Annotated in this window: 11 protein-coding genes and 1 other RNA gene; 6 read left to right on the forward strand and 6 right to left on the reverse strand. The window is 34.7% G+C overall.

The features are described 5' to 3' along the window. Positions 1–24 precede the first annotated feature (24 nt). Positions 25–380, forward strand: a transfer-messenger RNA (tmRNA) gene (ssrA, locus tag V1L66_RS04935). Positions 381–525: 145 nt separating this feature from the next. On the opposite strand, the gene V1L66_RS04940 is transcribed toward ssrA, so the two are convergent. The 6 genes from V1L66_RS04940 to V1L66_RS04965 all read right to left on the reverse strand — a co-directional run bounded on the left by V1L66_RS04940 (position 526) and on the right by V1L66_RS04965 (position 6,739). After that, a complete protein-coding gene (locus V1L66_RS04940) occupies positions 526–1,689 on the reverse strand; it encodes a site-specific integrase (protein WP_333003704.1) in 1,164 nt (387 codons plus the stop codon). Between the two features lie 289 nt (positions 1,690–1,978). Beyond that, complete coding sequence (locus V1L66_RS04945; protein WP_333003703.1) at positions 1,979–3,157, reverse strand: tyrosine-type recombinase/integrase; 1,179 nt, start codon at positions 3,155–3,157, stop codon at positions 1,979–1,981. A 79-nt stretch (positions 3,158–3,236) separates the two neighbouring features. Then, positions 3,237–3,422: a helix-turn-helix domain-containing protein gene (locus V1L66_RS04950; protein WP_258860346.1), complete on the reverse strand. Its 186-nt coding sequence runs from the start codon at positions 3,420–3,422 to the stop codon at positions 3,237–3,239. A gap of 89 nt (positions 3,423–3,511) precedes the next feature. Then, entirely contained in the window at positions 3,512–5,212 is a 1,701-nt protein-coding gene (locus V1L66_RS04955; RefSeq protein ID WP_333003701.1) for a YfjI family protein, read from the reverse strand. A gap of 411 nt (positions 5,213–5,623) precedes the next feature. Continuing rightward, complete coding sequence (locus V1L66_RS04960; RefSeq protein WP_333003699.1) at positions 5,624–6,028, reverse strand: hypothetical protein; 405 nt, start codon at positions 6,026–6,028, stop codon at positions 5,624–5,626. A gap of 468 nt (positions 6,029–6,496) precedes the next feature. Continuing rightward, on the reverse strand, positions 6,497–6,739 hold the full coding sequence (locus tag V1L66_RS04965; RefSeq protein ID WP_333003698.1) for a competence protein CoiA family protein: 243 nt from the start codon (positions 6,737–6,739) through the stop codon (positions 6,497–6,499). A gap of 214 nt (positions 6,740–6,953) precedes the next feature. Here V1L66_RS04965 and drmA point away from each other — a divergent pair, with 214 nt between their 5' ends. Genes drmA through V1L66_RS04990 form a run of 5 tightly spaced genes read left to right on the forward strand, consistent with a single transcriptional unit; the run spans position 6,954 to position 17,863 of the window. After that, complete coding sequence (gene drmA / locus V1L66_RS04970) at positions 6,954–10,061, forward strand: DISARM system helicase DrmA (protein WP_333003697.1); 3,108 nt, start codon at positions 6,954–6,956, stop codon at positions 10,059–10,061. Then, on the forward strand, positions 10,058–11,788 hold the full coding sequence (locus V1L66_RS04975) for a DUF1998 domain-containing protein (RefSeq protein WP_333003696.1): 1,731 nt from the start codon (positions 10,058–10,060) through the stop codon (positions 11,786–11,788). The genes drmA and V1L66_RS04975 overlap by 4 nt, the downstream gene beginning before the upstream one ends. 18 nt (positions 11,789–11,806) lie before the next feature. Beyond that, the gene (locus tag V1L66_RS04980) at positions 11,807–15,061 is read left to right on the forward strand and encodes a helicase-related protein (RefSeq protein WP_333003694.1); all 3,255 of its coding nucleotides are present in this window, start codon (positions 11,807–11,809) and stop codon (positions 15,059–15,061) included. Then, positions 15,058–15,789: a DUF4391 domain-containing protein gene (locus V1L66_RS04985; RefSeq protein WP_333003693.1), complete on the forward strand. Its 732-nt coding sequence runs from the start codon at positions 15,058–15,060 to the stop codon at positions 15,787–15,789. The genes V1L66_RS04980 and V1L66_RS04985 overlap by 4 nt, the downstream gene beginning before the upstream one ends. Continuing rightward, complete coding sequence (locus tag V1L66_RS04990; RefSeq protein WP_333003692.1) at positions 15,779–17,863, forward strand: site-specific DNA-methyltransferase; 2,085 nt, start codon at positions 15,779–15,781, stop codon at positions 17,861–17,863. The genes V1L66_RS04985 and V1L66_RS04990 overlap by 11 nt, the downstream gene beginning before the upstream one ends. The last annotated feature ends 11 nt before the right edge of the window (positions 17,864–17,874 follow it).

The following is a 17,874-nucleotide window of genomic DNA, read 5'->3' on the forward strand; positions in this document are numbered from 1 at the left end:
CAAGCTGCTTCGCTTCATATTCAAGGGGACGTTACGGATTCGACAGGGATGGTTCAAGCTTTGGTCGCGCGTCGGAGGGCTCGGCTCCGTCATCAACGACAGTTATATAATAACTGGCAAACAACAAAACTTAGCTTTCGCAGCGTAAGCTCGTAAGCGCTCTGCCTCTCTATCGCCCATGTAGAGAACGTGGGGCCCAACTTTAGTGGGATACGGTCGATGGTGCCACCTGAGTCATCGGCAAGAGATTTCCAGGTTAGCGTACAGGACGCCTGTTTGTCGGCATAATGTTACGTGAATCGTAAATAGGCAAACTACACGCGTAGAAGCTGAAGTATTGGAGTTTCTGGACGCGGGTTCGACTCCCGCCGTCTCCATACATTGAAATTTACCGAATTTCATGGAGTGTCATAAATGTTGATATATCAACGTTTATGGCACTTTTTTAGTGCCTTTGAGTTGTACTGAATTGGATTGAATCCTTATTAAAAACCTTATTAACCTTTGTTAATCCTTTGTTAGAAATTATTCGGATTCATTGTTTAAAAAGGCTGTAAATTTATTAATAGTACCTTCTTTCGTTTTTCGCGTAACATGAGCATAAATTTCTAATGTTGTTTTCACATCGTTATGGCCTAAACGATATTGTACTTCTTTAATCGAGGCACCCGCTTCGAATAACAACGAGCAATGTGTGTGACGTAGTCCATGTGTCGTAATATGCTCCAAACTGTGTTTTTCAAGGAAGTCTGAAAGCCATTGTACAGTTTTATTAGGGTCTTGTAGAACGTTGTAAATATTAGAGAACACTAATTGTTGCTTCTTATTAGTGTTAATCCCTTTCTCAGCAAAAATCTTTTCTTGCTCACTTCGCCATAATTTTAAAATCTCAATGGTTTCTTCATCAATTTTAATTGTTCGAGGTTTACCATTTTTGGTTGGTCCAAGATAAAGCCCTTTCTCGCCACGTTTCACTGCTTTAGTAATTCGAACATCAAAAGTATCAAAGTCGATATCCTTCCATTTTAAAGCGAAAATTTCCCCTTTACGCATTCCAGAGAAAGCGAGCAAACGAAAAACAGTTCGCTTTTTAATATTAGGGTCTTCTTGTAAAAGGGTTAAGAACTGTACAAGCTCCTCACGCGAATAAAAATTTTCAAATTCTTCACCGTCATCATCAATTGAAATTTTTGTTTTGATAATAGGCATTTCAATTAATTCAAAAGGGTTATTATCAATGATGCCATGTTTCATAGCGTACTTCATAACAAGAGCTGCGTAGTTCTTCACCATTTTGAAACGCTTTAGTTTTTTGGCCCATTGGTTTACATGCTTTTGACAGATTGCGGCATCAATATTAGCAATTCGATATGATCCGAAGGCAGTTAAAATGTGATTGGTAAAAATACGTTTAGTTTTTAATAGGGTGCTATCTTCTACTGTATTTTCATATTGTTCTAACCATAATTCATAGACCTCTTGATACGTGTCTTTAGAAACTTTTCCGAAAGTACCATTTTTAATTTCTTGTTGCAACTCATAATAAGCCTCTTTAGCTTCTTTCTTTGTTTTAAAGCCGCTACGAGTAGTTGTTTTTTCCTTGCCTGTTAATGGATCTGTGCCAATATAAATGTGGAATTTATATCGGATTTCATTAGTTTTTAGTTTATAACTTTTAATATTAACCATATGTTCCTCCTGTTTCGTGCTTACGGAGACAAAGAGGTTGTAGTAACTAGTACTACAGTTTCAGTTTATGTGATAGGCGACGCTTTAGCAAATAAGACATTGTAAGACAACAAAAAACGCAATAGAGTTTTGAGGCTCTATTGCGTATTAAATAAATATTTATTCGATTAAATATCGGGAGGTGCAGAGTGGAAAGTCATCGAATGAGAATTCCTTAGAGGCACTCTTCGTAACATTTTAAGTCCGGTATTTTCTTTTAAATTTCATTTTTCATCTGTTTTTTTCCTGATTAATTGATATCAAATTCTTTATAGTAATCAAGTAAACATTGTAAAGTATTTTGTTTTATTTTATTTGTAGCATGCGAATAAAACATATGAGTCGTATTCTCCTTTTTTGAATGTCCTACACGATCCTTAATACCAAAAAAGTCTGCTTCGGCTTCAAGAAGGTGTGTTACATGGGTATGGCGTAAACCATGAACTGTAACATACTTGATATTAGCTTTATCAATAGCTTCAGTTAGATATTCATTTGGAGAACTTGTTTTTAAATATTTATTGACTGTGTTATTGAAAATTATCTGTTCGTTATCCGATTTACGAGGTAGACCCAATTGCTTCAACTGTCTAAATTGTAACTCTTCCCATGTTTTCAACATCTCTAAGGTTGTAGGGTCTAAAGGAATAATATGACTAATTTTACCTTTGGTAAGACCAACATTTTTACCCCTGTTATGTTTTGAATAGGAGTAAGCTGAATGAATCGAAAGTTGTCCGTTATCAAAATCTACATCAGACCAGGTTAAAACCAATAATTCGCCTTTACGCATCCCTGTATACATAAGAAGACGTAATAAACATTGTTTTTTATAAGCTAGTTCGGGTAAAACTTGAAGTAATTTTTTGAAATCTGCTACTTCGATGTAATTGTCGTTTTGAGTATGAGGTACTTCCTTTGGAATTCGTGCAAACTTGAAAGGATTTTTATGAATATCTCCGAGACGAAACGCTGTTTCCATAACATCTGAAGCATAGTTAACAATGTGATGAAAATACTTCAGTTTTTTTGAAAGTCCGATAGCAAATTGCTCGCACATTGCGACATTAATTTTTGCTAATTTCTTTTCGCAGAAGAACGGTAAAATATGATTTTTAAAATAACCCTCTGTTTTAGAATAAGTACTCATCGTAATTCCTGATACTTTATATGCTTCTTCCCAAAATACATAAGCATCTTTAAACGTCTTTAACATATTTGAGGGATTTAGCCCGTTACTAAATTCAAATTTTAACTTTTCAATTGCTCGCTCCGCTTGTTTTACAGTTTTAAATTTACTTCGGGTTACGATTTTTTCTTTACCTGTTAAAGGATCAACGCCAAGGTATACGGTAAAACGAAATACTGTTGTTCCATCCTTTAATTGATATGATTTAATTTGTGGGTACTTTTTTGAAATATTTAGCATGTTATATATCCTCCTCGATTGAATTTTATTTAATTGAAGAGATTAGTTTTGCGAAGTAATTCCCCTCAAATCTCTAGTTTTAAAAGCTATTTTGTTTCATAAATTCATCTAATGCTGATTTTGATACACGTCGAATACGACCGATCTCTGCTACCTCTAATCCCTTTGCACGAAAAGACATTAGCGTTTTGTAAGATACATTTAAATACTCAGCAGCGGTTTTTAAATTCATCCATTCTTCATTTTCTAATTCACGTGGTTGCATTGAATTTCCTACCTTTCTCTAATCTAGCTTTGCTGTTTAAAAGCTGGAAATATAATAACAGCCGTTTTTTCATATTCGAATAGCTACTGTTAATTTTTTTTATCTTTGTTTACAAAAGGTGATAAGATAATAAATTCTTTTCGTCCTGATTTACCACCTAAGTCAAACTGGATAAAACCGCGCTCTTCTAAAATTTTTAATGATAGGTTAAAGGTTGGGGCAGTAGTAAAAATCTTTTTTGTCTTTTGCCATAAATCTTGCTTAGAAACTTTACGCTGTTTCTTTTCTTCTGTTAGTAGTTCTAACTTACCTAGTAAATATTGAGCCATATCGTTCGATTCTTTGCTAAACATGATGCCATAAGCGTTAATAATTTGGGAATCAAAATATTCCTTTAACTTTAGTGCCTCCTTTAACGTTTTTACTTCAATTGTTGTAGGAATATCTGATTTATCCTTTGCAATGTCGGTGTGTTTAGCAACATGTAATAAACCTGTAATTCTTAATAAATTACCGATAATTTTTCCACCCCAACTTTTTAAGGAGTCACAATATAGCTGTTCTGGTAAAAATAATGTCTCCACATGGTGTTCAAATTTCTTCAGGACATCGTATGATTCCGAGGAAAGTTCAAGTGCAACTGAATCTTTACCTTCGAAATTTAGTAGTTTAGAAATTAAATTGTTATATAAATATTTAGTTTCTGAATCTACTGGTTTAGCATTGTACACATCTCGTTTACCTAATAAATCTTCAGGCATAGAGATTAAAAAACGAGGAATTAAGCCTCGATCAATGATTTTCTGAGGCATATCCTGAATAACGGTCGGCTGGGCTGAGATGCAAATTGTTACTAAAGGTTCTTCTATTCGTTCAGTATCTCTTGAGATTCGGTCAGTTCGCAGGGAGTCACCCGAATAACCCTTTAAATACACATCTAGTTTACTTGCTTCAAATTTAATAGATGATTTTAACCGTTCAAATAAATCTCCTTCTGAAGAGGCAATCGCAATACGTTCAGAATTTTGGGAAATCCTAGATACTATTACTTCTTCAGTTGAGTTATCTAAAATGAGAGTTGGAGCTGGCTTTGGTTTTAATTTTTCTCTTAAGGTCCACAAATTTTCCAAATCGTCTAGTGGCTCAGTGTCACCTGATTTTGCATATTCATTTTCAAGTTTATCTATACGCCTATTTAGTAAAGATAGATGTTTTTCATTCTTTTTCTGCACTTCTTGATGCGATTTTATAAGATTCGATTCATAATCGAATAAAGGTCCCATCATTAATCCAAAAACAGCCGACTTACGATTTGATGCTTGTAATAGCACGGCTGTGTATGTGTTTAAAGGTTCTTTCCATCCTTTGATTGGTTCAACGTGAAACTTTTTTTGTAAAACAGTTGATAGTACACCAATTAAACAAATTGCAGCAAGATCTACTGGGGTCTGTGTAAAGCGACTTACTGCTAAAACCATACTTTTTAAAGTGTTAGGAAAAATATTAACGTCAAATTGCCTTAGAGCTGATTCTTCAAATGTTATGGGTGGTTGCCATTCAAACCCATACTCATCTAGGCTATTAATACTTTCGTACAACTCTTCATACAATTTAATACTTGATTGTTGTCCGTCGCTTTGAACATTAGATGGCTTTTCCTTAGCATGTTTTTTTTCACTTTTAATATCTATTTCTAATTTAGCTTCAGCTAATTTTAGTTCTGAAAAATCGTCTTCTACTTCTTGATTTTCTTCTTGTTCGAATTCATTACATTCCTGATTGTTTTGCATATCGAATTTTCCTCCGTTATTACTAATTTCATGCCTAGGTACCTAAAGATTAAAAAAATGCATTAATAGCAACCCTTCCGGATAGGATGCTGTTGAATCCTAGAAGGACTAAAAAGGCTTGTCCTACTAAAATTTGAAGTATTCTACCATGGCTTTTTAAGTATTCGAATAACTTTGATCATTTTTTTTGATTATTTTCGAAAATGTAAATGCCAGTGAATTGTTTCAAATCTGCAAATCATTATATCTTTAAACTTTTTAATTCTTATAGGTCTAAAGAATCTTTTTGAAGGTTGTAAAATAGTATTGTAATTAGCAATGAAAAAAGCAAAAAGGGTCACCCGTTAGGACAACCCTTTTCGCTTTTTGATATATGATTTGGTTTCAATTGAGGAAAAATAAATTTTGCATTTAATTATTAGAAAGGAAGGCTTTCATTACTAGTTCACGCTTTTTATCCTTATCTGATTTTACATAGTTACTTTGACTATATCTTTCTAAAAATGTTTGCTGGTTTTCGATAGCTTGTTTTCTGTTTTCTTCCGCCGCTAACTTAGCTAAAAGAGCCTTTTCTTCAAGTTGGCGTTCAAAAGCTTCCTTTGCCTGTAAAAAATGTTCAGCGTATTTTGATTGATTATTAATTTCGAAGTCTAGGTCCGCTAGGCTAAGTTTTTCATTGTTTATTTTAAATGCTTGAGCAAATGTTAGTTTATAAGGCATTGAGAAGAAGTGTGCTTTAAGTGGTAAAGTGTTTGGGTGTTCTAAAACATGGAAAGCTTCAATAGAAATGGCTTCATTAGCAGGCGTAATATACATTATACTTTTCACGTTTAAGTCTGTTTTAGGTAACTTTAGTACTGCCTGTAGGTCCCCTAATTCCCCTAGTTGTTTTAAAAAATTCTTCCAATGAATATCCGCTTTTTGACTTGTTAACGCCTGTAGTTCGGTTTTCCATAGAACAAGTGATTGTCCATCAATATCAATGCCCAGATGGTTGCGCTCAATGAAAAATAGTGGTTCATAACCTAATGATGCATAATAATTTTTTTGATTTTGAATGGATTTTGCAATAGCTTGATCTGTAGAAGCAGTAATGTGAGTGACAACTATAATTGCGTACTTATAATTATTAATTTTTAAAGTGATGTCTGGAATGTGTTTTGAAAAGTCCTGGTTTAGATATCCTGGGTTGACTGTAACGTGTGGATAAAGTTTTGCTAATACATTTAATTCGTCGTTTATTAAAGCTACTATATGTGGTTGTCGTGGTGTGTCGTTCTTCTTTTACTTTTCATACTTGTTATAACGTGCTTCGCTTTGTTTGGATGCTTCACAACTCTCCCTATGCAAATGTGAAAAGAAATTCCCTAAAATTTCTCCGCTTTTTACATATAACTTTGCTTTGCAGTATGGGCAAATAAACGTACCTTTTTTGGCAATTTGCTTGTAATTATCTATTTCAACGGCGGGTAAATTTTGTGGGATTATGTATAGTTTCTCTTCGTTCGTATGCCAAGCTTCTCTCATAATATAACCTCCTATAAAATGATATTTATAAGGTATACGGGTAATATCAGTAGAAGGTTTTAATATTTTTACATTTAAATAGGTTGTATTCTAAATATAGGGAATTTATACAAAATATTTTAAATTATCATTATTCTACACAAAATTTACTTCCTTTAATTACAAGGTGCTATAATAGTAGAAACTACCTAAAGTGAAAGGCTGTGTAAGTCAGATGGAGCAATATTCAATTTTACGTAAAGACTTAATTCATGAATTAGAATCATATTTAGTTGGCCCACGCAGAGAAGATGAAATACTTGGTGAAAACATTAGACCGATGCAGTTTTATTTAACAGGTAAATTAGTTCCGTTAGGTTCAACATCGGATGTAGTAAATGAGCGAGATAACGCAATAGAAACGCATATACAAGTAAGTGAAGAAGAGTTAAGTGAGCAACTTACAACAAAGAAGCTCTTTCGTCCTTCTACGATGGGATTTAGTTTTAAATTACAGGAATTAACGACTGTTGAAATAGAAGCATCTTGGGCTATCTATGAGGATAAAGAACATAAACGTATGTCACAATCAGAAAAGTGGCAAATTGACCTTTCAAAAAATAGAACCGATACGCTGGAAAATTTGAATGACTCTAAGTACGGCAAAGTACGTTATACCGTTACTTATCGAAATAACTTGTATCACGTAAATATTTTTTTAATGAATAGTTTAAAGCGGGAACAGTACCCATTACAAAATGAGGTCATGTTTCAAAGCTCGTTAAAGGTACATATACCTACAATTCATGTTGCTAAATTTACATCAAAGGCTGATAAGTATAATGTCCAAAATGAACTTCTTTATCGTGATAAAGAAGAGCTAGCAATAGGGCATGGTGTAGGGGTTGATTGGGAAGTAGTTGGAAATATTACAACGATTTATTCAACATGGATGCCACGATATGAATTGCCGAATGTGGAGCATTGTAAAATCGAAAATCAGTCATTTAAGATGAAGGATTTAAGTGAATATACTGCAGATATATTGAAAGAAAAATTAAGTGTTATACCAGCAGCTTATAAATTGTGGTTGAATCATGAAATGCAAATAGTAAATGAGCTACCAGATTATTTAAAAGTTGAGGCAAAACAAAATTTTTTAAAAGTAAATGAAATTATTCAGCGTTTAGAAGAAGGTATTTCACTTGTGACGGAAAGTAACAACTCTCTATGTTATCTAGCGTTTCAGTTTGCTAATCGTGCGATGTTATTGCAACGTGCGCAATCTTCGGTGGCTCAAACATATCGTACAACAGGCGAGCGAATAAAACCTACATTAGATGGCGAATGGCGTTTATTCCAATTAATATTCCTACTCATGAATATTGCTGGCGCATCGGATGAACAACATCGAGATAGAGAAATTGTTGATTTAATTTGGTTTCCAACTGGTGGCGGTAAAACAGAGGCGTATTTAGGAGTAGCTGCTTATGTCATGGCTTACCGTCGATTATTAGCGCCAAATCAAATAGACAAGTACGCTGGAGTTACAGTTTTTATGCGATATACATTACGTTTATTAACAACTCAACAATTCCAACGGGCTGCAGCTTTGATTTGCGCGGCAGAAGTTTTGCGTAAGCCAAATGCAAAATTATTTGGAGAAGAGCCGTTTAGTATAGGACTGTGGATTGGAAAGGATTCATCACCTAATAAATTTGAAGATGCAATGGAAAAGCTTGAACAATTACTAGAAGGTAAGGAAGTTAAAACTGGCAATCCTATTCAGCTAATGCATTGTCCATGGTGTGGGACGGAACTAGGTCCAGAGCAGTATGAAATTAACTATAATTCTCAGAAAATATGTTGTTCTAATAATGAATGTACTTTTAAACATGGGATTCCTGTATATACAATCGATGAGGCAATTTACAAGAAGTTACCAACATTGTTAATAGGCACAGTGGATAAAATCGCACAGTTACCATGGAAACAAAATATGCATGAGCTATTCGGAAATAAAAATGTTTATCACCGAGAGAAAGGATTTGAATATAGCGAATCTACTCCAAGAGGATACAGTCGTATTAATCGTTTGAAACCACCTGAACTAATCATTCAAGATGAGCTTCATTTGATTTCAGGTCCACTTGGCTCTTTAACAGGCTTATATGAGGTAGCGATTGATTTATTAACAAGACATAATGGAAGACCGGCTAAAGTCATCGCTTCAACTGCGACGATTAGTGGTGCGGACGAGCAAATTCGAGCGCTCTATGGACGAAAAATGCAGCAATTCCCATTAGCTGTGCAAAAAGTAAATGATAATTTTGTCTCAAAGGAAGTCCCTACTTCTGAAAAGCCAGGGCGATTTTATGTAGGAATATGTGCGCCAGGGGTAAGTAATAAAATTCAAGCGATTCAAACATATAGTGCTTATGCAACAATTACCAGAAGTGAACCAAAATATAAACTAGATCCATATTATACAATGCTAGGTTATTTCAATACGGTTAAAGAATTGGCAGGGATGGTCACTACGTTTAAAGACGAAATAAACTCACGATTAAATATGTTAGATCCAACTAACAAATTTGAACACGATTTAATAGTTGAAGAATTAACTAGTCGAAAAAAAGCGCAAGAAATTCCTCAATTACTCACGCAAATGGAAAAAACAATGGATGAAGCGGGCGTTCTAGACGCAGTACTCGCAACGAATATGATTTCTGTAGGCGTCGATGTGGATCGTTTAGGAACGATGATTGTACAAGGACAACCTAAAACGACTTCAGAATACATTCAAGCAACAAGTCGTGTGGGGCGTAAATATCCAGGGATTGTATTTATTCTATTAAATTCACTGCGTTCTAGAGACTTATCACATTTCGAACGTTTTAAAGTGTATCATCAAGCGTTATATCGTCATGTAGAAACGATGAGTGTGACCCCGTTTGCTAAAGGGGCATTATATAAAGGGTTGACAGGTACATTTATTGGGTATATTCGTCAAACGATTATGGAAATCAATGCTGAGCAAAGTCCGAAAAAAATAGTACAGCTACAAAACAAAATAGATACTGCTACCGTTCAATTTTTAGAAAGAGTCCAGGAAGCTTACGGTGCAACAATCGAATCGGAAGTAAAGGATATATTAGAATGGTGGCAAGAGCTAGCTTTCAAATATGCAGAAAATACATTAGCCTATAAAGAATCGAAATATGTAAAAGCATATTTATTAAAAAACTTTAATGAAGAAGTAAAAGTAAAAGATGCTCGTCCAGCTATGATGTCACTGAGAAACGTAGAAGCAGCTATTGAAATTGAGGTGTTAAAATCATGACCAAACAAAATGAAACAATCAGACCGTCCCAATTAATATATCAATCAGGACCAGGGGCAATCGTTGAACTATTAAATCAAAGTGTTATTGTTAAATCTGCGGATCAGTGGCAAACAAGAAGGGCGCCACAAGAAAAGGATGTCCGAATTACATCTTTTCTAGATGTAGATCATGTACGTATTTTAAATGAAAATCCTGATAAACAAAAAATAAAAGCAGTTGAATTCCCAAAATGGAAAATCTGTCCGAAATGCCACAATATGACGAGGTATGATAATGCTACGTGTTACTATTGTGCGCGCAAAAATGAAGACGATCTACAGGAGCTATATGCAAGCCGTTTTGTATTAGCATGTGAAAATGGACATCTTTCGGATTTTCCTTATGATGAATGGGTTCATCGAAATAAGCCTTGTACAGAACAATCTAAAGATCCACGATTAATGTTGAAAACACGTGGATCAAGTGGATCATTATCAGACTTACACGTAATTTGCTTGCATTGTAAGCATAGTGAAAGTTTGGGGAATATTATGAAGCCCGAAGAAAGAGATAATCACAGTTTATTTGATTGCCAAGGGGAAAGACCTTGGATTAGTGAAAGTGCTAAACAGAAATGTAACTGCAAAATGAAAACAACATTACGCGGGGCCTCTAATGTATATTCACCGTCGATTGTGAGCTTTTTGCAGGTTCCTTTAACAACTACTAGCTCTGAATTCGATGTTCTATATTTAGTAGAAAAAGATAAAGAAAATTTTAGTAAAGCGTATCTAGGTATGGGTGAATCAGGTCTTGAGATGGCGTGTAGTTTCAAAAATATCCCTTCTTCATTTGTACCTATTATCAAACAATATTTAGAGGGGGAAATAACGCTTGAAGAAAGTTCGACCTATGAATCGATTAAAAAGCAGGAGTGGAATACATTAATACAGGATGAAATAAACGAAGAACTTTTTTCATCTAAAAAAGTCGACATTGCACCAATTTTAGTGCCGTATTTCGATGGCATTTTCCGCATAGATTCTGTACCGGAAGTTCAAGTGCTAAAAGAATTTACTCGTCTAGATTACATTGACCGATTTTCAGATGATGAAGTGAAAACACAGCCAGTCGTTATAACAAATGAAGCCAAATGGCTACCTGCTGTGCGAAATTACGGCGAGGGTATTTTCTTTCAATTTAATATAGAGAAGTTACTACAATGGGAACAAACCGAACAGGTAACGAGCGCTATTATTAAGTCATATAATGCTTACCGTGAAGAATTTAATAATACTCAATTAGATATTTTGCCACGTCAAATCTTGCTGCATACATTTAGTCACGCATTGTTACAACAATTAGCTGCTCATTGTGGTTACACAACGACATCTTTAAAAGAGCGTATTTACGCGAGTGAAGATATGTATGGCGTATTTATTTATACTGCTTCGGGCGATTCAGAAGGAAGTTTAGGTGGTTTAACAAACTTAGCACAGAGTGAGAAATTATTACCTATTATTATTAGGTCGTTGGAGAAAATGAGCTATTGTTCTTCAGATCCAATCTGTTCAGACGGAGAATTTGAATATCATACGTCAGCGAACGGAGCGGCATGTCATGCATGTACTTTCGTATCTGAGACATCTTGTGAATGGGGCAATTTATTGTTAGATCGTCGCACATTAATCAATATTAATCCGAATGAAAAAGATGGTTATTTCGATCAGTTATTAGAAATGTAAGATAAGAGGTGTAGATGGTTGAAAATAGATTTAGTCGATAATAAAGGGAACAACACCCTTGTCCAAGCTATGAAAAATGAAATAATAAAAGGTTCGAAAATTGCAGTTGCTTCTGCAAAATTTAGTATGAATGTCTTTCAAGAGTTAAAAAAAGCGTTAGCTAAAGGAGAATCTTTTCGATTTCTCTATACAGAGCCAACTTTTTATAAACAAGAAATCGATGAAAATAATCAATTTAAATTGGTAGAAAGAAAAGGCCAACAGATTCAGTTAGAAGGAAATCAGTTTGAAATTCCTTTACGAAATCAGATGCTAGCTAAACAAATCGCAAGAGAATTATCAGAATGGATTCGTGAAAATGCGGAATTTAAAACGATTTTAGGGGAAGTAACGTATCCTAAACAAATTATGATTAAAAACAAAACAGATGAAGACGTTTTTATTCAATCGGAAATTGAATTTACAGCGGACGGATTAGGCATTACTCCTTCGAATCGACAAGCTAGTTATACAGTCATGAAAGAATCGATGGGCGTTACACAAAACATGCTCTCAGAGTTTGATCGACTTTGGCAGGATGAAACAAAATCTAAGGAAATTACTGCTGAAGTATTGCAACAACTGGACGCTTTTCAGAAAGAAAATGCGCCAGAGTGGCTCTATTTTGTCACGCTTTATAATATTTTTTCTGAAAATCTAGAAGGTCTTTCAGAGGACAATATTATTAAAGAAGGAACCAACTTTAAAGATACGGTCATTTGGAATAAGCTTTATCCATTCCAACGTGACGGTGTACTTGGCATGATCGATAAAATGGAGAAATATAATGGCTGTATTTTAGCGGATAGTGTTGGATTAGGGAAAACATTTTCAGCACTAGCAGTCATCAAATATTATGAGTTGCGAAATGACCGTGTATTAGTGTTATGTCCGAAAAAGCTGCGAGATAACTGGACTGTTTATACACAAAATGATAAACGAAATGTGTTAAATGAAGACCGTTTTAATTATGATGTGTTAAATCATACCGATTTAAGCCGTGAAAGTGGCATGTCAGGTGAAATACGTCTCGATACGGTAAATTGGTCTAATTATGATTTAGTTGTAATTGATGAGTCGCACAACTTTCGAAATAACAATGCGCACAAGGGCCGACTAACGCGCTATCAAAAACTTATGCGGGATATCATTAAAAAAGGTGTAAAAACGAAAGTGCTATTACTTTCTGCTACACCTGTAAACAATAAAATGAATGATATTAAAAATCAAATTGCCTTTATAACGGAAGATAACGACCATGCACTACAACAAGAAGGTATTGAAAGCATTGAGCAAACGTTACGCGCGGCTCAAGCGGCGTTTAATCGTTGGACAGCTTTACCAGCACCGAAGCGAACGACAGAAGAGTTTCTGAATATGGTTGAGCAAGACTATTTCCAATTGCTTGATTTTCTAACCATTGCTCGTAGTCGTAAGCATATTGAAAAATACTATAACGTCAAAGATATAGGTAGTTTCCCAACACGTTTAAAACCGATTTCTATTAAAGCCGATGTAGATATAGAACAACGCTTTGTTGATATGAACGAAGTCAATGAGCGCTTAGAGTCATTAAGTTTTAGTATTTATCAACCGATGAAATATGTCTTACCACATAAACGTAAGCATTACGAAGAACTGTATGACACAAAAGTAAAAGACGGTCAATCGACTTTTAAACAAACTGATAGAGAATATGCAGTAGCAGCATTAATGAAAGTTAACTTGTTCAAACGTTTAGAAAGCTCAATTCATGCATTTAGGCTTACACTTGAAAAATTAGTCGCACGAGTTGAAGGGACACTACAAACTTTACAGCTTCAAACGCAACAAACTTATTCGGAGAATTATGAAGATGCGACAGAGCTTGATGATGAGCAACTTGAAGCAATCACAGTTGGTAGTGATAAAGTACAAATTCAATTAAATGATATTGATGCATTAAAATGGGCAGGCGATTTACGTGCGGATTTAGCGACATTGCAAGATTTATTACAGCAAGCAACGCAAATTTCGACTACGCGCGATGCAAAGCTCGAACAATTAGTAAATTTAATTCGAGAAAAAATCGATAACCCAATAAATCCAGGAAATAAAAAGGTTATCATTTTCTCAGCCTTTGCTGACACAGCCAAATATTTGTACGATCATTTATCAGAGCGTTTACTGAATAAGCAGCTTCATTCCGCGTTAGTTGTAGGAAGCGGTGCGAACAAATGTACATTAAAAGGTGTCCGTGTAAAAGACATTAATGACATATTAATCAATTTTTCACCGAAATCGAAAGAACGTCACAAGGTGGACAATAAACGTACAGATGAAATTGATATACTTTTTGCGACAGACTGTATTTCGGAAGGGCAAAACTTACAGGACTGCGATTATTTAATTAACTATGATATTCACTGGAATCCAGTACGTGTAATCCAACGCTTTGGACGAATTGACCGTATCGGATCAACGAATACACAAATACAATTGGTGAACTTCTGGCCGAACATGGATTTAGATGAATACATCAACTTGGAAGAACGTGTAAAAGGACGTATGAAAATATTAAATACTTCTGCTTCGGGGGAAGAAGATATTTTAGATACGTCATCAAAGGAAATGAATGATTTAGAATATCGTAGAAACCAGCTAAAAGCGTTGCAAAATGATGTATTAAACTTAGAGGATGTTTCCGGTGCTATTTCCATTACTGACTTAACGTATACGGATTTTAAAAGCGATTTAAGTACAGCGCTAAAATCGTATAAAAAAGAGCTAGCAATTGCACCAATAGGCTTATATGCAGTTGTTAGTAACGAGGTTCTGCCAGAAGCAAAGCCAGGTGTTATTTTCTGCTTTAAACAGTATAAAGACGTAGCGATAGAAAGTAATAGCCTTGCCCCATACATCTTATTGTATGTTACTGATGCAGGTGAAGCGTTTATTCATTACACACATGCGAAAAAAGTTTTAGATGTTTATCGTAAACTAGCACTTGGGAAAAAAGAGCCAGAGATTGATGTAGTTAAATGGTTTAATGAGCAAACAAAGGATGCAGCGTATATGGAGCATTATCAGGATTTACTGAAGCAAGCAATTAATATTATTAAAGATAAGCAAGAAGAGGTTGGATTTGAAAGTTTGTTTAGCTTCGGTGCAAATACATTGCAAGCTCAGTTAGACTTAGGTGATGATGAAATCGAATTAATTTCATTTTTAGTTGTAAAGGATGAAACGCAATGAATGAAGGCCAGTTATTAAAAGCAATCAGTTTTCCCAAAGCAACACAAATACTGAAAACATTGCCGTATAATCAAATGGAAAACAAGCTAACAACTGCTCAAAAAAAAATCATTTCTGAACATGTTGTTTCGAGAGGTATTCGCATATTAGCGACAATCCAAACTAGTAATACTAATATCGACGTATTTGAAAGTGCAACAGAGCGTTATGATTCAATCGTTTTTTTAGCCATAAACGTAAAAGAATTAAAAAAGTCAGCACAAATTTATAAAGTGTTTATGAGCATTATGCCGAATCCTTTGGTTATTTTATTCTTTGATGAAACACGCACAAAATGGGTGTTTGCGACACATGAGAAGAAAAAGGATGGCTTGTTAGCAAGTAAAACTCTTTATGAGGTGCAAGAAATTGTAACACTTCAACAAGTGGAAGAACAGTTGAACTTTGAAAACCTTAATAAAACGAATTTAAAAACGTTTTATGAATCGTGGCTTGAGCGATTGTTACAAATTGAATTACAATCACGTTATAACATTTATTCACCAGTTTCATTAAAAGATAATGTGCTAGAGAAACTTGTTGTCATGGAAGCACAAATTGATGATTACGTGAAGCAGGCAAAGAAAGAAACACAACTTAATAAGCGTATTGAGTTACAACAAGCAGCAAATAAAGTAAAGCTTGCAAAACAAGCATTAATAGAAAAGGAGCAAGACAATGGTAAATAAAATGAACGGGGATTCAGTAGACATAACAGCACAAAACATTGCACGTTTAAAAGAGCTATTTCCAGAAGTCTTAACAGATGGCGAGAAAATTAATTTTGATATGCTTAAAACGGTATTAGGGGAAGTCGTAGAAACAGAACATGAACGCTACCAATTTACATGGCATGGCAAGAAAAAGATGATTGAAGGCGCACAAAAGCCTTCAAAAGGTACGTTACGTCCAGTGCCAGAAAAAAGTAAAAACTTTGATACGACAGAAAACCTTTATATTGAAGGGGATAACTTAGAAGTATTGAAGTTATTACAAAAATCTTATAATGGCAAAATTAAAATGATTTATATCGATCCGCCTTATAATACGGGGAAAGATTTTATATATAAAGATAACTTTAAAGATGGAGTTCAGAATTATTTAGAGCAAACAGGACAAGTAGATGCTGAGGGCAATGTGTTTTCAACGAATACTGAGAGTAATGGACGATTCCATACGGATTGGTTGAATATGATTTACTCTCGCCTAAAAATTTCACGAAATTTGTTACAAGATGACGGATTAATTATTATTCATATCGACGAACATGAAATCGATAACTTATTGAAGATTACTAAAGAAATTTATGGTGAGAAAAACGAATTAGGTATAATTATTTGGAATAAATTAAACCCAAAAGGCGATGCGAGAGGCGTATCCAATCAAAACGAATATATTATTCTCTTCTGTAAAAATAAAGAACAATTTTTAGCGAATAACGTAATGCAAAAAGAAAAAGCAAATGCCGTTAAAATACTAAAAAAGGCAGAATCGTTATTTAAACTTTTAGGGACTAAAACGGTTCCAAAATCAATTGTTTCGTTAGGGAAAAAATACGGTTTTTCTGCCGCGGATTTTAGTAAATTCGAAATTGAATATACCCTAGAAATGATTAACCGCGAGTTTTCAATTTGGATTTCGGAACAAAAAGGGTTCAGTGGAGGCGAAAAAGCTTATTCAAACATCGATGAGTTTGGCGAAGTATATCAACCAGTTTCGATGGCTTGGCCAAATAATACAAAAGCGCCTGACGAGTACTTCATTCCTCTTATCCATCCAGTGACTCAAAAGCCATGTCCAGTTCCTGCAAAAGGTTGGCGTAACCCGAAAAAAACAATGGAAAAGTTACTGGAAGAAAATAAGATTTTATTTGGTGTAGATGAAACAACTCAGCCGCGTCGAAAGTATTTATTAAAAGAAAACATGATGGACAATATTAATTCGGTCCTATCGTTTGGTGGAACGGATGATGCATTTTTTAAAGATGTAAATTTAAAGTTTGATAATCCAAAACCAGTACAATTAGTGAAAGATTTTATTAAAAGCTTCGTAAAACCTCATGAAATCGTATTAGATTATTTCTCTGGATCTGCAACGACTGCACATGCGACGATGCAAATGAATGCTGAAGATGGCGGGAATCGCAAGTTTATTATGGTACAGTTACCTGAAGCACTAGATGAAAATTCTGAAGCCTATAAAGAAGGTTATCGTACCATTTGTAATATCGGTGAAGAACGTATTCGTCAAGCTGGTGAAAATATTAAAGCTGAATTACTAGAAAAGAATAAGAACGCTGGTATACTCGATGATAATTTTCAAGATCCAATTGCTTTAGACATTGGCTTTAAAGTGTTAAAACTTGATGTGTCGAATATTCGTGAATGGAATGTTGATTTTTTAAATTTAGAAGACGAGCTAGATTTATATGAAACACCATTTATCGACGGCCGTTCCGAGTTAGATATTGTGTATGAAATTATGCTAAAGCAAGGTTTAGAGTTAACATATCCAATTGAGACGTTTGAAGTAAACGGGAAAATGATTTACGATATCGCTTTTGGAAGTCTATTTATTTGTTTAGCGAAAGGGATTACAACGGATATTGCAAGAGCGATCATTTCACGTCGAGATGAGCTTGGAACAGAGACAAGTAGCGTCATTTTCAGCGATGCAGGTTTCAACAATGATTCAGAAAAATTGAACTGTATTGAAATTCTAAAAGATGCGGGTTATCCAGAAGATAACTTTTTGACGATTTAGAGGTGAGCAGT

The organism is Lysinibacillus sp. IITD104, assembly GCF_036698265.2.
Taxonomy (GTDB): domain Bacteria; phylum Bacillota; class Bacilli; order Bacillales_A; family Planococcaceae; genus Lysinibacillus; species Lysinibacillus boronitolerans.

Excerpts from the sequence above, each read along its gene's own strand:
- V1L66_RS04940 (WP_333003704.1), bottom strand. The coding sequence starts at position 1,689 with ATGGTTAATATTAAAAGTTATAAACTAAAAACTAATGAAATCCGATAT.
- V1L66_RS04945 (WP_333003703.1), bottom strand. The coding sequence starts at position 3,157 with ATGCTAAATATTTCAAAAAAGTACCCACAAATTAAATCATATCAATTA.
- V1L66_RS04950 (WP_258860346.1), bottom strand. The coding sequence starts at position 3,422 with ATGCAACCACGTGAATTAGAAAATGAAGAATGGATGAATTTAAAAACC.
- V1L66_RS04955 (WP_333003701.1), bottom strand. The coding sequence starts at position 5,212 with ATGCAAAACAATCAGGAATGTAATGAATTCGAACAAGAAGAAAATCAA.
- V1L66_RS04960 (WP_333003699.1), bottom strand. The coding sequence starts at position 6,028 with ATGTATATTACGCCTGCTAATGAAGCCATTTCTATTGAAGCTTTCCAT.
- V1L66_RS04965 (WP_333003698.1), bottom strand. The coding sequence starts at position 6,739 with ATGAGAGAAGCTTGGCATACGAACGAAGAGAAACTATACATAATCCCA.
- drmA (WP_333003697.1), top strand. The coding sequence starts at position 6,954 with ATGGAGCAATATTCAATTTTACGTAAAGACTTAATTCATGAATTAGAA.
- V1L66_RS04975 (WP_333003696.1), top strand. The coding sequence starts at position 10,058 with ATGACCAAACAAAATGAAACAATCAGACCGTCCCAATTAATATATCAA.
- V1L66_RS04985 (WP_333003693.1), top strand. The coding sequence starts at position 15,058 with ATGAATGAAGGCCAGTTATTAAAAGCAATCAGTTTTCCCAAAGCAACA.
- V1L66_RS04990 (WP_333003692.1), top strand. The coding sequence starts at position 15,779 with ATGGTAAATAAAATGAACGGGGATTCAGTAGACATAACAGCACAAAAC.